Source organism: Paenibacillus silvae (genome assembly GCF_014639235.1).
Lineage (GTDB): Bacteria > Bacillota > Bacilli > Paenibacillales > Paenibacillaceae > Paenibacillus > Paenibacillus silvae.
Map to the genome: position 1 here is coordinate 1,135,000 of NZ_BMFU01000001.1, position 14,875 is coordinate 1,149,874.

A 14,875-nucleotide genomic window follows, 5' to 3' on the forward strand; every position below is an offset into this window, starting at 1 on the left:
GCCTTCCTTTCAATGAAATATCAAATCAATAACATGTTGTATATTCTTATTCTTCTTACTCTCTGAGTTCATATATTTTAAGACTACATTTCTGAGAATTAGCGGATACACTCCTATTCCCCAACTATCTGTATCACTTCCTGGTTCCTCAATCAACTTATAATCAATAGAGGATTTTGTCTCGTATAGATACTGTTAAGATCAAATATAAATTCTTTTTTAAGATCATTAAGCTTTAGAAATAAATACGGGATAAAGTCTTTTATTCTATACAAATTTACTTTGACCATGTGACTGTTTTATCCATTGCTAGTAGGCGTCTTCACCTCACATTACAATCCGTCTTACAATTAAATCTCAGAGAATGCTAAAATACACCATAATGTCTATAAAAACTTTTCCACTTATGTTAAATTAATATGTAATCCAAATGAAAGGCTCATTATTTCCACTTAAATCTAGTATAAAACTACTATGACAACATCTTAAGGAGACAAACTTGATGAAAACGCTACCTCTTTGTAAGCCTCTAATTTCAAATTATCCTCAGCATGCCTTCTATTTATCAATTATTTCAGACAATAAGTCTTGTCAACCATGGATTTATTCAAATTATACAAATATGTTTTTATCAGAGTTAAAAAATAATGAATTATTCCTTGATTTTTTTGTTCAGACACCTGAGCATCACTTTAATCCGTGGTTTAAAGACTCTCAAAGAATACATCGCGACCTTATACTGAGGTCCATTCCCAATCTAATCTCGTTCATTAAAGATCAAATCAACTCGAATTATTACGTTTTGACACACGTTGATGAATACTTTATTCCGAACACAAGTTCATATCAAAAGACTAGATTCGCTCACGCAGTAATGATTTATGGCTATGATGACTCAACTCAAGAGTTCCAACTTGCAGGATTTCTCGATAATAGCAACTATTCTCAAACTACTGTCTCATACACTGAATTGAAGAAAGCGTTCGAAGAATGTGATATCTATGATGACTATCTTAACTTCACTCATTTGCTGAAAATTAATCCAGAGTACCACAACGGAAAAATCTACGAATTTTCCCTTTCATATTTTGCAGAATGCATGGAGAACTATTATACATCATTTAATGAAATGGAAAATTTCCAAAGTTTCTATACACCAAAGCTTTACTCAGATCGGACTTTTGGTTTAGATATCTATAAAAAACTAACAGCTTTTTTAGCGTCGGAACTTTCCAAAAAACTGAATATTGAAACACGATTTCTATATACGCTTAAAGAACACAAGAAATTTATGAATCTAAAAATTAATTATATAGAACAAGAAGGACATTACCGTTTCCCTGATGTTTTTAAAGATAACTATGTTCAAGTCGAAAAAGAAACAACCATTATACTTAACCAATTCTTGAAACACCTAATAACCCGAAAAGAGATGAATTTTACTAAATTAATTGATAAACTGCACTTTCTACACCAATTGGAAAAAGAAGCATTGGAACTATTACTCGCTGATTTCACCAAACAAGGCATACTCAGAAGTAAGTCTTACATAGATCATAGCTGACCAACCTAATCATGCTCTTTCGTTTACATTTTACCAACCGGATATCCAGATTCTAATTTGGATATCCGGTTGGTATTTTTTAAAACTTAGGACGATACGGTAATACCGATTACGAAACTACCTCCCCAACTCCGCAATTCGCTGGCTAATACGAGGGAACAAGCCAAAGGCATTCTCGTAAAATACCTTCTCATGATGCTGCTCAGGCACAAGTCTGCGGACGAATTCCGCATACAGATCAATCGGGGCCAGTGGCCAGTCAGTGCCAAACAGCATTTTCTCATAATGATCCGAATAAACCAAAGCCCGGCGGAAATGATCCATAAACAGCGGTTCGTTCATAAAACGTTCGAAGTGGGGCCGATCCCCTACTACAAGGCCGGACAAATCAGCGTATACATTGGGATTTTTCGCCACCACCTCGGCAGCATCCATTACCCAGGGATCACCCAGGTGGCAGATCATAAAGTTGACGCCGCGCTGCTGCAAGGCAAGCTCGTCCACCGTCAGCGGATGCGAATATTTGAGCAGACCGTTCATCGAGTAGGTGTCTCCCGTATGGATGACAACAGGCAGGTTGTATTTTGCCGCCAGCTCATAGACCGGGGTATAGATTTTGTCATACACATAGTGATGATAGTATCCGGCATACAGCTTGATTCCCGCAACCTCGGGCGATTGAAGTCTGGCTTCAATCCGGTCCAGCTCTTCCTGAGCCTGTTTGCCATCCAGCCGGTTGGGATTGATGCCTACACATTCCATCAGGTAGGATGGAACCTGCTCTTCCAGGTCCAGCCCCATCGGGTTAGGCGAGCTGGAATCGGGGAAAGCCCCCTTCGTCTGCTCGCTTACGCCCATGCCAATGCCAAGAATAACGTCATTGCGGTCAAATTCCGCCTTGAGACCAGCCGCACTGTAATCTACCTTGGACAGGTCAATGGCAGTACGGTGAAAGCTGTCGATGTCAGATAAATGAATATGAATATCAATGATGGGCATCGTGAGCCTCCTTTTCACTAGTCGTTGTTACAAAACGCAGCTTCAACAGATCGTGCACATCCGCCTTATTGAGCTTGATTGGGCCCATGACAAGATAGGTCGGCTCTGTCCAGACTGTTTCTCCATCTTTAATCGTAAGCTCATGCGTGACGTGATGCCCTGTTACTACATTGTTGGCAAACGCCCAGGCACTCGGTTTGGGGTGACGATTCACTGCATGCAGCATATTTGTGCGTGATACCGATCCTGTTCGGAATATATGGTGTAACGGCAAGCCAATATCCACCGTGCCCAGCGGAAAACGATCCTGTCCCGGCTCCTCGATCCAGCCTTCTGCGTACACATCGGATGGCTTGAAGAACTGTGCTTCTGTAAGAGCATAATTCGCCCGCGTCAGTCCGCTCTGATTAGTCACAGAGAGCAAGGTGCAGAGCACGGGCACGCCAGGCAGCATCAGATAATGCTGGTGTATCGTCATTCCCCGATTCGCTTCATGCTTGTCGATCCGGGTCGTGATCTGCATGCCTTTCCACACGTTGCCGAATTGATCCTTCTGCTCCGACCACGAAATATCCGTTTCCTCCAATTGACGACTGAAGCCGTTCATGCCGCGAATATCAACCGTCATTCCCCCATACCATGGATTCCACCAGGAACGAGGAGCAGGCTCTGGATATGAGCTGTCCAGCCATTCCTCTCCCTGCACCTTCAGCGAGTGCACAACACCACAGAAGGCTGGATCAGCCGTGATGGATATCACGCCATTGTTGACGGTATACAATGTTCCCGATTCTACTGATCCCTTTTCAATCACTTGCTGCACCTCGGACCTTGTTTGCGGGAACCACAGAGCGCTTCGCTCCTGAATCCGGTCCTCTCCCCTGTACACACCGCGCACTTTCCAACTGCCAATGTGCTCTTGCGAGTGGGCACGTTCAGGAGAGTCAGAACGGTACTGATCAACCCGACCTGCTGCCGTTCCGTTGTCCTTGGGGGAAAATTCAAGCTTAGCCGAGCTTAGCTGTGCTGCCCCATCCAGCTCCATCGTATGGGCCTTCATCTCCGGCTCGTCGCCCTGCTGCACGTATAAATCCCATGTGCCAGCAAGCGAAACCTGCTTTCGTTCGATTAATTCCGCCTGCAACACATCGGGTGCAAAGGAATTACCGTCATTCAGCGTCATTTCCAGATGACCGTGCAGCACAGGGATCACCGTACTAGGCTGTTTACGGGCAAATGCACGGAAATCCGACCATTTCGCAAACGTGTTCAGCGCAAAAACCGTTTCCTTCGTAGCAGCCACAGCACCTGCCTCCAGGCGTCCAAGCTCATGCTGCAATCCCAGCGTATATTCCGGCTTCAACAGCTTGAGTGAAGGGTCCCAATAGATGCCGCACGCCCCATCCTCCTCCTTGCAGAATAACCAATTCTCTGTAATCTGTGCACTATCCCAGTGGTTTGGATCACCAGCATAATCATCGCCCATATCCACAAAACGCCCCTGATAAGGCAGAATAAGCCGTTTACCGAAAAAGCCAAAGTTATTCATGAGGAAAAGCTGCTCTTCCCATGCCGTATCACGAGTATTTACAACCTCATAGGAGAAGGTGGCAATGCCGTTAGCGGACAGCTTACCAATGGCTTTCAGCAGCAATCCCGGGAAGCTTTCCAATTCATAGACGGCTTCAAGAACCTGCTGATTGCCCTCGGCCACAATCTGCACTTCCTTCGCTTCTTTTCTGGACAGCTCCTCCGAGTACGGTTTCCCCAGCTTCGGATACGTCCACCAGAAGGAGTGATGTGACCCGGGATATTCGATCCACATCACGTTATCGTGTTTGTTCATGTGGAGGGAATATGCGCCGTTCACCGCGATCCACTGACCGTTCGCCTCCCCGCCGTACCTGCCCTCCATTCCCTTCATTAGCACAGACAGTTTTCTTGTAAAAGAAATCTCCGATCCTCCTGCTGGCATAGCGGTGATCTCCACATCCTGTGCATAGATGCCATAGGTATGCAGTGTAAACGGAACGGGTACAGCACATTTCCCCTTGGCAGGCACCGTGAAACGCAGCTTACGCTCCCTCCAATCCAGAAAATCTCCTGCGGGCAGCTCCAAGGTAAACTCCGTTTCGGCATCCACATTGTTTTCAACGTTCAGCACCAGCTCTGCCGGGATACCCGGATACAGTTCCTTCACAGGTAGAACAGGGGTGATTTGTGCCGGAAACTTGGGATTAATGCCAAGCCGGAACTGAGCCTGCTTACTGTTGATAAGCCAGATGCTGCTGATGGCGGGATGTGTCTTGTTTTTGTTCTGCTCCTCTGACACCGGATCGAGATGGAATTCGCCCTCCACCGTGATCGTTTCGCCCGCCTTCACCGTTTGCACAGTCTGCAGGGCAAAACGGATATTTTTGTCATCCTGTCCCTTGATCTCGATGTTGAGATCAGAGGCCGATTTATTTTGGATATGATAACGCACGGCATAACTCGAACCAAACACCAGATGATGCTCGTCAACCTCGGTGTGAATGTGGTAATCCGGCGTTTCGAGAGCGGCCAAGCCGCGGCCTGTTTTTTCAAAAGATGCCCGAAGGGCGATATCTCCTTTTTCCCACGTATAATCAAAGAAATCAAACCCGCGCTCCTCACGTCCGTCCGGCTCAATCACCAGTTCACGGGTGCTGTTGGCATACCAATCTACAGTTTCGAAATAAGGAGCAAGTGCTTCCATCTGCAATACAGTCGGGATAAAATTCATCAGGTGTACGCTATCGTCTTTTTTCTCCCAAAAGAATCCGCATTTCTTGTACATCGGCACCGCCTTCGTATTGCCTCCCCAAGTGAACAGATCCAGGCGCGGCCACCCGGCCTCTACCGTTTTCTCCACAGCCTTCAGGATCAGATTGCGGCCAATCTTGTACCCGTGGTAGTCGGGGCGTACGTTAAGCAGCGGTACATATAGTGCATTCTCGTCAAAACGATAATGAGCAAAGCTGCAAAAACCGACGACCTCTTCATTATGAATCGCCAGATATTCATGCAGATTGGAGGAGTTCTCCATCTCCTGGCGAACGGCTTCCTCTGTTCTCTGCCTTGTGCCGCCTCCCCAGCTCTCGTTGCTTCGGTTCCACATATCGGCCAGGCTGGCAGCGTAAGAATGGTCGTATTCAACAATATGAATCTGATCGATGATCGTTTGTACGCTCATGTTCTGCTCTCCTTCTCTATATGTATAGGATGGTCTTCGTGAACACTAACTGGCCTTCGTCCGATCGCTGCAGAACTTATCCAGGCCCTGTGTGGCAAATCTGTATAAGTTGAGTTACGATTTTACACAGTTCACTCCGATGACAGAATAACCTTCCGATCGCTGTTATCCCCAGATTTATCATATGACTTTTATAAAGGTATAAATCCGGTGATAAGCCTATGCTTACGAAGTAGCTTTCTTGCAGAAAGCTTTTAGGCGACCGCTCTGCTTCTCCAGTTTTTTTCTGTCTTCTCCGTTAGAGTGTAAATGAATTGTTCAACTTATCTAGCGATAGTCTTATTATACTATATTTGGAAGCAATTTCAGAGTGTGCTTATTTTTGCAGATTCATATTGACTCAAGAACGATTACATATAGAAAAGAAACCTTAGACCCTGTTCATCCGTATCTATGTTGGGACTATGCGAAGCTTATGTATAGGCTAACATATCAGGTATATAACAGGAAAAATCAGCTGTTCCTGTGAGTTTTGACAAGCGCTGTTCGCCCTTGTTACTCTGGAGAGAGATGTGTTTATTTATATCAAAAATAGATAGATTTGTGGAGGGAAAGCATGACGGAGTGGATCACACAATTTATACTTTTCTTTAAAGATCTGTCGTATGGCGGGCTTGTTATTGCATTATCATTTGAATTTGTACCTGCTGAACTGGTGCTGCCCATGGCGGGATACTGGGTGTATCTCGGAGATATGAAGCTGTGGCTGGCGATTCTGGCTGGTACGGTTGGAGGAACGTTCGGACCTCTGACGCTGTATGCACTCGGACGTTACGGCGGCAGACCTATGGTCGAGAAGTACGGCAAATATTTTCTGATCCGCGCCCATCATATCGAAGCTTCTGATAAATTTTTTGAAAAATACGGGAGCGGGGTCGCTTTCTACGGACGTTTTGTGCCCGGCATTCGCACCGTCATCTCCATCCCATGCGGGATGGCGAAGATGAACGTGTTCAAATTCAGCATTTTTACCTTCTTGGCGATGCTGCCCATTACGTCTATATACGTCTATCTTGGATACAAACTGGGCGCACAATGGGAGGAAGTCGGCGAGGTCGTTAAACCGTATATCATCCCGGCAGGCGTGATCTTCCTGATTGGATTTGGCATGTACATGCTGCTTAAACATTGGAAAAAAAGACCGGCTTAAACAAGTGAGCGGCTTGTTGAAGTAAGGGAAGTGATGGATGTAAGTCCAGACGATGATAAGATTCGTCTGGACTTTGTTCGTTTTTGATGGGGATTTAAGCCAGGATATCCCACCTTTACATAGCATCTATAATTCTTATAATCGATATAAAACTACTTCTTTTTAATTATTGACACAATTTAAAACATATGTAATATTTTACTTGTAATACACTAAATAATCTCATTTATAAAATCTATTTTTAACAATATATCAGAGTGCCATTTCCTTTGCTTTAATCCGAAACGACGAGAGGAGTTTGCAAATGATTATAACTATTGGCGTTATTTTTGGTTTACTTGGTTTAATGATGCTGATCGCACCATCTATTTTGTGGATGATAACGGAGAAATGGAAATCCTCGGATACATCCGAGCCATCGCCTCTATACAAACTTTCTGTTCGCGTTGGTGGAGTAGCTTGTCTCGGAATCGCAATATACGCAACTTACGGATTATTTTTATAAATTACAAAGAAACTCTATTTAGAACAAATGCACTGGTGATTCATCTGACATAACCCAAAAATTTGAATCACCAGCAAGAATAAATATTTAAAAAATTCTAAATCAGTTCCCGCCTTCTTTTCAAATACACATACAGCACCACGCCAGATGCTGCACAAATGACCGCACACAACCCAATGAATCCATACCCGGCTTGAAGGCCGCGCAGCAGACCGAGCTGAGTCGTCGCACCGTACATGTTTTTTACGCCTTCAATGACCCAGCCAATCACATAGTTGCCGATGACACTGCCGACTCCCATGAGGGTCACCGTGAAGGTAATCGCCGTATCACTGCCGTTCGGATATCTGCGGGCGATAAAGGCCATCACCGTTGGATAGATCATCGCAATACCTGCACCTGAAATTGCAAAGAAGATAGCCAGACTCTCCCCACCTGCAAGCGCGACAAACGTACATACCGCCGAAAAACCAGAGAACAAGATCAATGAAAGCACAAATCCGATCCGATCCGTCAGCGGACCAAGCAGCAAACGCCCCAGCGAGAATGTTAGGAAAAATGCGGACAATAACCCCGAAGCTTTAACCATATCCCATGTGTATGCTTTCTCCAGGAAGTTAACAAGCCACCCCCCAACCGCCAGTTCGGATACCACGCCAAAAGAAAGAATAAGCACCATCAGCCACAGGGCCGGATCACGTGTTAACGTCTTGAGCGAGGTTCGATCTTCATGGGCAAGATCATCCCCGGGGAACGTACTGCGCAGTGCCGCAATGATCGGCAACAGGCAGAGCGACAACATGACCAGATACATACCGCGCCAGTCCAGCTGATATCCAAATACCGTAAGCGACATGACGCCTGTCGCCAGCAATGGCGCCACCGTTGAACTCAGTCCATAGAAGAAATGGGACAGGTTCATCATCGTTCCTGTATTTTTCACAAAAATCCGCGCCCCGAGTATCGCCAGCGCAATCTCCAGCATCCCGTTACCGATGTACATGAAGAAATACGATGACGCAAAGAGCGGATACGTATGCGATACATAGATGAACACGCCCGACAGAATCATCGAGGCAAATGAAATGATGCTGACCGCCTTTATACCCCATTTGCGAACCAGTATAGCCGTGAACGAACAAGCGATCAGGTATCCCAAAGCATTCAGGGACAATAACGTCCCAAGCTGTTTCTCATCCAGATTGAAGTCAAATTGAATGCGCGGAATGGCCGGGCCTTTAATATTTTCCGAGATGCCAAATACGATAAATCCTAAAAAGATCGTTGCCAGCTGCATGGCGTACAGCTTGTTGAACTTTCGTTTGTTGCCTTGTGTATTTGCTTGCTGATTCAAAATAAGTTCCTCCATTGTGTCTATATAAGTTGAAACAAGGGTCATTAACTCGAACACTCCGATGACAGAAGAACCTTCCAATCGCTGTTATCCCCAGATTTTTTGAATTCCCTTTTCTAAAGGGAAAATCCGGTGATAAAGGCGTAGCCTATGCTTCCGATGTAGCTTTCTTGCAGAAAGCTTTTAGCTCCGCTTTTCAGTTTTTTTCTGTCCTCTCCGTTACTTGTTTAATGAAATCGTTCATTTTATATAAAAGAATTATTACAATTCATTGATCCGAAGATAGCTCCTCCTTCTGATCAACGCTCCGATCCTTTACCATTGCTTCTCAACTACCTGAATACGGTAGGTCAGGCTTTCCAGTGTTACGGCTATCAGCCCGGTAACATATTCGCGCCGAGTGTCGCGGCGAATCATTAGTTCCGGCATATGCTCCTGTGGAATGTGGTGATTCAGACAGCCTTGGATCAGGCCATTCCGCATCGCTGGGTCCATCGTGTCACCCGTCACTACAATGACCGCCGGGTTGATGATTGCAATGATGGAGACCAGTGTCTGTACGACGAGTTCCTGCAATCCTTCTTTCGTTTTCAACATGCGCAGCTGCTCTTCCCGTGACACGCCGAAAGGTAAAAAGGACACCTCACCCCCAAATTGCGTATTCCCGGTGAGCGGGCGACCATCGATAATGAAACCTGCTCCCGGAAAATGGTTTTCAGGGAACGTTACTACCGCAAAGTTCTTCTCTTCCTCAAATTGCTGCTCATTGTACAGCCCGTACACCGTCAGATTCATATCGTTGCCAATGACCACTTCGATGTCTTCGTATTGCTCTTTGAGTCTTAACCCCAACGGCTGATTAGCCAACTCCGGCACATCACAGATGCCAATCACACCATTGAGCGCTACCCCTGGTATCCCGATTCCGATGGCCTGCACATTGTGATGCTGGGCGATCAGCTCAGCAATCAGTTCCTCGACCACTGAGACATTAATTTCATCCAAAATAAGCGTCTGTTCGTCTGCCATCTCTCCGTTCAGGTTGGCATATGTATGTGTGATCGAATGAATGCCGCCTTCCGTACGAATAATCAGACATAGCACACTAGCGTAGTCCGCATTAAACTGATACCGACTCGCCGGTCTGCCCCCGCTCGACTCATCCGGGCCGAGATCAATGATCTCTCCTGTCTGTAGCAGTTCATTTAGTATCGTGCCGCATGTTGCCACGCTGAGTTTGGTCAGGTTTGCAATGGAAGCCTTCGTGCCTACACCCATCGACCGAAGTGTATTTTTTACAATTTCAACGTTAATGCGTTTGACCTGTTGGGTATTGTGGGATGTGGGTAACATCGCTTGTTGTGTGCCTCCTTTCGTTTGTATGTATATGGGTGATCACGTATTCGAGAAAATATTGGAGGGGAGTTTTTAAAAGTATTTTAATAATTGAAGTTTAGGGGGATTGGTGTGGAAAGTCAATGCTTATTTGAAAGTGGAAAGTGGCTGGGTAATAAGGGAAAAAGGACAGTGCAAGATCATCTTTTGGATGATCCTGTGCTGTCCTTTGGTTCAAATGATTATGTAGACTGGCTCATGTGATTGGACAAGATGCTCTTCTCCAGTCTGACTTCAAATAACTTGCGGTCCAAATCCTGTTCCATCGCGTGAAGGTGATATGCCGCCTGTTTTACCGTATCCATGTGCAGCACCCCTGCACGCTTTACGATAATGTCCATGGCATCCAGGATGAGTTTGTTACATGTGACCAGTTGATCAACGTAATCGTCTTCTTGCTTTACGAGTTGTGCGTACTGCGAAGCCAGATCTTCGCCGTGGGTACTTGTCATGTCACCACTCCTTTGTTAAGAAGAGGGTAACATAGCTCGAGAAAAGATGTGGTACGTGATGAAGTACCAGCTAGGAAATTGTATGAATTCCACATTAAAATATAGAATCAAATCAAATTTAGTACGAACTTTATTTTTATTACTTCAGTCATTTAAGATATGATTATTCTAAGGATATCTTCGATAAAAATGCTTTAAATTGAGCTGACTCCATTTGCTTAAACGCATTCATTTCATCTTCTGTACATATTATGATATCTATATTACCTCCATTATCAATATGAGTTTTGATATAGTAAATATTCATAATTTCCGGATTAAAAAAAAGAGATTTAAGATAATTTTTTCTTCCGTCATTAGGGTTAGTTTCAAAGAACGAAATCTCAAATCCTTTCCCATCTATACTATCAAAACTTATTTTTGAGAAATTAGTATCAGGAATACTTCGTGATTGTTGCCCGTCCTTTGACTCCTTAACAGGTGAAAGTATATTAAAATAAAAATTGTTGTCAGCGGAAAAATAAATTGTATCATTTTCCTTTTCATATCTATTACAAAGTACATCCATGTAAATATGAGAGTTATCCAGAAGTATCTTGCCCTTTGTAACTCCAGACATGATACCTGATTGAATAGAGAGGCCTAGAGCAACTGCACTTTCTTCATATTTATCAATTATACTATATTTAGGAAACATCTCTTTGATCAGATTTTTAATCAAAAAAAGTTTTGTACCTTGACCTGTTAAATATATTAATTTATCTCTGAGGTGAAAATTATCTTGGCTAAGGATTACTTTTAATTTTAAGAGCATTTCTTTTATCTGCTGAATAGGATATTCTGTAATTTCAATAAATTTATCCTTTGTGATTTCTAAGTCATAATAAATAACATTTCCGTTCGTGCCATTTAAACACTCAAAAATTAAAGGGACGGTTTCTTGAGAATTAAGCATAATTTTAATTCTCTCTGACTCTTTCTCTATTTGAGTGTACAAAGAATCTGTCATCATTATCGAACTTAGTCCATACTTATTTTCAATTTCGTTTTGAATATATTTTCTAATAGCAAAATCAAAATCAATGCTTCCGAGGCTTTTATTCCCCAAAGTATACAATATCTCACAAAGTCCGTCCCCAACTTCTGATATTGATATATCTAAAGTCCCCCCGCCCAAGTCTATATTAATTTGAATACTTTCAGCTTGTTCAAAACTTGAAATCAACAGAGCCGTTGATGAAGCTTCTTGAATTGAACGTGAGATAGTGAAACCAGCTCTTTCGGCTCCTTTCTCAATAATTTCTTTTTCAGTTACTCCAAAATCAGTAGGAATTGATAATAGTATCTTTGAGACTGGTCTTCCTAAATACTCGTAAGCATTCCTATATAAAGATCTGAAGAACAGAGCAATAAGTGATGTTATACTAATTTTTTTATTCCCAATAGAATAATATTTATTTAAGAGAATTAGTCTTTTTATATTTTTCACAATAAAAGATGAATTATTGTAATGAGAGGAAACTGAAGAACCAACACTATATGTACCATTCTCAAAAATTTCAATTATTGTTGGAATTGTTGTGTTCCCTTTAATGTCAGGAATAAAGTAGGTATTAGAGAAGATGTCTTTAATAGTTACTAAGGTATAACTTGTTCCAAAGTCAATACACAAAAGAGGATCATCAGTAAGAATAAGATTTTTAAAATTTATTGCATTAGGACGATTTTCATAACAAAAAGTCTCATCAATTTTTTGGATTAAAAAGTTTTCAAAACTTTCTAATCCTTCTGCTCCAGCAGAAGAAGTTTCGTTCATTAATACTTTAGAATTTATAGTGGAATGCTCTTTCAGACTAGTATCAATTCTAAATGCTACAGTTTCACTAGTAATTCTTTTATTGTTAATTTCTTCAGCTTGCAATGTTTCAATTCCACCAATTAAAGAATAATAATTACTCATTCCATTCTCAAGGTGTTTTGATGAAGCACTAAAAATCTTCTCGCAAAGAAGACGATATATTAATCTTATTCTTTCAATAGACTGATCTTCGCAAGCTTTTAACTTCCCTACATGATCATTTATTACTCTAGCATCAATATCATCCATAGACGGACCAATTTGCACTTCTGTATTTTTTAAAACACTTATTACTTCTTCAATAGACGCTTCCGATTCAAGAATTAAATCATTTATACATTCTTTCAGCCCTCTCGGTGAGAGTTCCTCAGGTGCCACTTTTTTCACTTGATTCAATAAATTAATAAGGCTTTTTGATGAATCATCATCACGAAAAGGACAATTCGAAACAATAATAAAATTAGAAAATTTCTGTGGGAACTTCTTAGAAAGTTTAACAAATCTGATGAGACTCTTCATAATAGCAGGGTCTTTAATTTTCAAAGGTCCATTTATTATTTGTTTTGTTTTTATTTGAATTGCATGACAAGTGTCATCTTGATTTACAGCTAGAATATCTTCATGATGTTCACAAAATATTTCTTTATAAGGCAACTTTCCATTATACATTTGAGTTGCAACTAGTGCTGTATATGCTACCTGATATCTAAATCTTTTTAATATCTCGTCGCCATAATCAGTATCTGACAGAACTGTGTGCGGAAAAATTTCACTCAAAGAGCTCCCCCCTCTTAATTACTTCTTAAAATTAGCGATTAAAATTGATTTATATATAATATTTCTGTATATACGATCATTTTCCTCCAACATCCTTTTTTACAGCTAGACGAGAACATGCTTACTTCATAGCCAAAGTTTAAGTCGATTTTGCGATGCGCTGGCCAAGCTTAATTTTACAATATCTCCACTGATTGCACCTCAATTCGTCATCATCACAGATATTCCGTTCGATCAGGAATGAGAGCTTCAATATCTGGCTTCGCCCGTGCTGGCATACTTTCTGATCCGTTAATAAAGTGTTGGATTCCAAATCTGTTTACTGAACAACGTAACAAATATCACTCACTTTATCTCTTTGGACTATTTAGCACGACCAACTACATACCAAGAAAACGTTCAGTCTGATGTCTCTGCCTATTTGTACAAAATGATCCTCAACCATTCATACCTTCACATCTAAAGAATACATCGGACTGAGTTTACTGAGTTGGTCTAAGTCATTTGTACACTTCTTATGCCTCTTCCTCTAAATAAATTAACAAAATTCATCTTAGTTTCCATCACCTTTAACCTGGCTGTATTGCATTAAAGGCTTGTAAGGTAACAGTGCTTATAAATTCATTTGCCACACATCACTTCTTCTAATTTGACACCCCCTCCAAAAAGGTCTATCCTAATAACGAATCATCCATTCACTATTAAGGAGTCGTTCCCGATGGTGCAGGCCAAGAAAGACGAAGTCAGGAAAGAGATTGAATACGCGGCGCTCAAGGTGTTTTTTGAGAAGGGTTATGCGGACGCTAAGATGAACGATATTGCGAACGAGATCAATATTTCGGTCGGTAACATCTATACCTATTTCAAGAACAAGAAGGAGCTATTCTACGCCGTTGTTCCGCCGGATTTGGTGGATTATTTGAAAAAAGTACTGGTGGAGACGATTCATTTTGATAACCAGAACGCGTTTGAGGAAACGAACAGCGAGCAGCGATCTGTCCTAATGCAAGAGCAGGTGGATGTGCTGCGAAAGTATCGGAATCAGATCATCATTATTTTTGAAAAGAATAAAGGCACCATCTACACCAACGCCAAGAACGAGCTGGTTGAGCTGATGATCGAAACGAAGAAAGCCTATCTCAAAAATCAATACAAACACTATGAGATCGGCACCGAGGAGAACCTGATTCTGCTGAACATTCTGGCACATAACGTCATCGACATGAATCTGGACTTATTGAAACGAGACATGAGCGAGGACAGCCGTAAGCAAATCTTTGAAGCGTTGTATATATACCGACTGTACGGCATGAAGAGTTTGAACGAATAAGGAATAATGCTGGATCGCTACAAAGCAAAAGTCCACTTTGACTATAGAACATTACTCGTCGCACGGCGTGCGGATCAGTTGCACTTTCCTCTGATTTGCACGCAAAAAAATAAGCATAGGCAAGTCGATCTATTTTTTTGAACCAAAAATGAATTATAAATTCACTTTTAGACCACAAGAATACTTTGCACAGAGAAACCAAATAGCACAGAACCGT

The 14,875-nt window shown here is 42.2% G+C and carries 10 protein-coding genes; 4 read left to right on the forward strand and 6 right to left on the reverse strand.

All coding sequences use genetic code 11. The features are described from left to right. Positions 1 to 502 precede the first annotated feature (502 nt). Positions 503 to 1,564, forward strand: coding sequence for a cysteine peptidase family C39 domain-containing protein (locus IEW26_RS05140; protein ID WP_188591504.1), 1,062 nt, complete (start codon positions 503 to 505; stop codon positions 1,562 to 1,564). Between the two features lie 117 nt (positions 1,565 to 1,681). Here IEW26_RS05140 and IEW26_RS05145 read toward each other — a convergent pair whose 3' ends face one another. Then, on the reverse strand, positions 1,682 to 2,563 hold the full coding sequence (locus IEW26_RS05145; RefSeq protein ID WP_188591505.1) for an amidohydrolase family protein: 882 nt from the start codon (positions 2,561 to 2,563) through the stop codon (positions 1,682 to 1,684). Further along, a complete protein-coding gene (locus IEW26_RS05150) occupies positions 2,550 to 5,777 on the reverse strand; it encodes a GNAT family N-acetyltransferase (RefSeq protein ID WP_188591506.1) in 3,228 nt (1,075 codons plus the stop codon). The genes IEW26_RS05145 and IEW26_RS05150 overlap by 14 nt, the downstream gene beginning before the upstream one ends. Positions 5,778 to 6,393: 616 nt before the next feature. On the opposite strand from IEW26_RS05150, the gene IEW26_RS05155 reads away from it, so the two are divergent. Continuing rightward, positions 6,394 to 6,987, forward strand: a complete 594-nt coding sequence (locus tag IEW26_RS05155; RefSeq protein ID WP_188591507.1) for a DedA family protein — start codon at positions 6,394 to 6,396, stop codon at positions 6,985 to 6,987. Between the two features lie 304 nt (positions 6,988 to 7,291). Further along, the gene (locus tag IEW26_RS05160) at positions 7,292 to 7,492 is read left to right on the forward strand and encodes a DUF6199 family natural product biosynthesis protein (protein WP_229729659.1); all 201 of its coding nucleotides are present in this window, start codon (positions 7,292 to 7,294) and stop codon (positions 7,490 to 7,492) included. Between the two features lie 97 nt (positions 7,493 to 7,589). Here the strand turns inward: IEW26_RS05160 and IEW26_RS05165 are convergent, their stop codons facing one another. From IEW26_RS05165 to IEW26_RS05180, 4 genes are all read right to left on the reverse strand, one after another. Further along, entirely contained in the window at positions 7,590 to 8,789 is a 1,200-nt protein-coding gene (locus IEW26_RS05165; RefSeq protein ID WP_188591692.1) for an MFS transporter, read from the reverse strand. Between the two features lie 372 nt (positions 8,790 to 9,161). Then, positions 9,162 to 10,199: an ROK family protein gene (locus IEW26_RS05170; protein ID WP_188591508.1), complete on the reverse strand. Its 1,038-nt coding sequence runs from the start codon at positions 10,197 to 10,199 to the stop codon at positions 9,162 to 9,164. 224 nt (positions 10,200 to 10,423) lie between these two features. Next, positions 10,424 to 10,693, reverse strand: a complete 270-nt coding sequence (locus IEW26_RS05175; RefSeq protein WP_188591509.1) for a hypothetical protein — start codon at positions 10,691 to 10,693, stop codon at positions 10,424 to 10,426. 163 nt (positions 10,694 to 10,856) lie between these two features. Continuing rightward, positions 10,857 to 13,328: a dsDNA nuclease domain-containing protein gene (locus IEW26_RS05180; RefSeq protein WP_188591510.1), complete on the reverse strand. Its 2,472-nt coding sequence runs from the start codon at positions 13,326 to 13,328 to the stop codon at positions 10,857 to 10,859. Between the two features lie 718 nt (positions 13,329 to 14,046). Between IEW26_RS05180 and IEW26_RS05185 the strand changes: the two genes are divergently transcribed. After that, positions 14,047 to 14,658, forward strand: a complete 612-nt coding sequence (locus IEW26_RS05185; RefSeq protein ID WP_188591511.1) for a TetR/AcrR family transcriptional regulator — start codon at positions 14,047 to 14,049, stop codon at positions 14,656 to 14,658. The last annotated feature ends 217 nt before the right edge of the window (positions 14,659 to 14,875 follow it).

Coding starts and splice junctions, on each gene's coding strand:
- IEW26_RS05155 (WP_188591507.1), top strand. CDS start 6,394: ATGACGGAGTGGATCACACAATTTATACTTTTCTTTAAAGATCTGTCG.
- IEW26_RS05140 (WP_188591504.1), top strand. CDS start 503: ATGAAAACGCTACCTCTTTGTAAGCCTCTAATTTCAAATTATCCTCAG.
- IEW26_RS05165 (WP_188591692.1), bottom strand. CDS start 8,789: ATGCAGCTGGCAACGATCTTTTTAGGATTTATCGTATTTGGCATCTCG.
- IEW26_RS05185 (WP_188591511.1), top strand. CDS start 14,047: ATGGTGCAGGCCAAGAAAGACGAAGTCAGGAAAGAGATTGAATACGCG.
- IEW26_RS05160 (WP_229729659.1), top strand. CDS start 7,292: ATGATTATAACTATTGGCGTTATTTTTGGTTTACTTGGTTTAATGATG.
- IEW26_RS05145 (WP_188591505.1), bottom strand. CDS start 2,563: ATGCCCATCATTGATATTCATATTCATTTATCTGACATCGACAGCTTT.
- IEW26_RS05170 (WP_188591508.1), bottom strand. CDS start 10,199: ATGTTACCCACATCCCACAATACCCAACAGGTCAAACGCATTAACGTT.
- IEW26_RS05150 (WP_188591506.1), bottom strand. CDS start 5,777: ATGAGCGTACAAACGATCATCGATCAGATTCATATTGTTGAATACGAC.
- IEW26_RS05175 (WP_188591509.1), bottom strand. CDS start 10,693: ATGACAAGTACCCACGGCGAAGATCTGGCTTCGCAGTACGCACAACTC.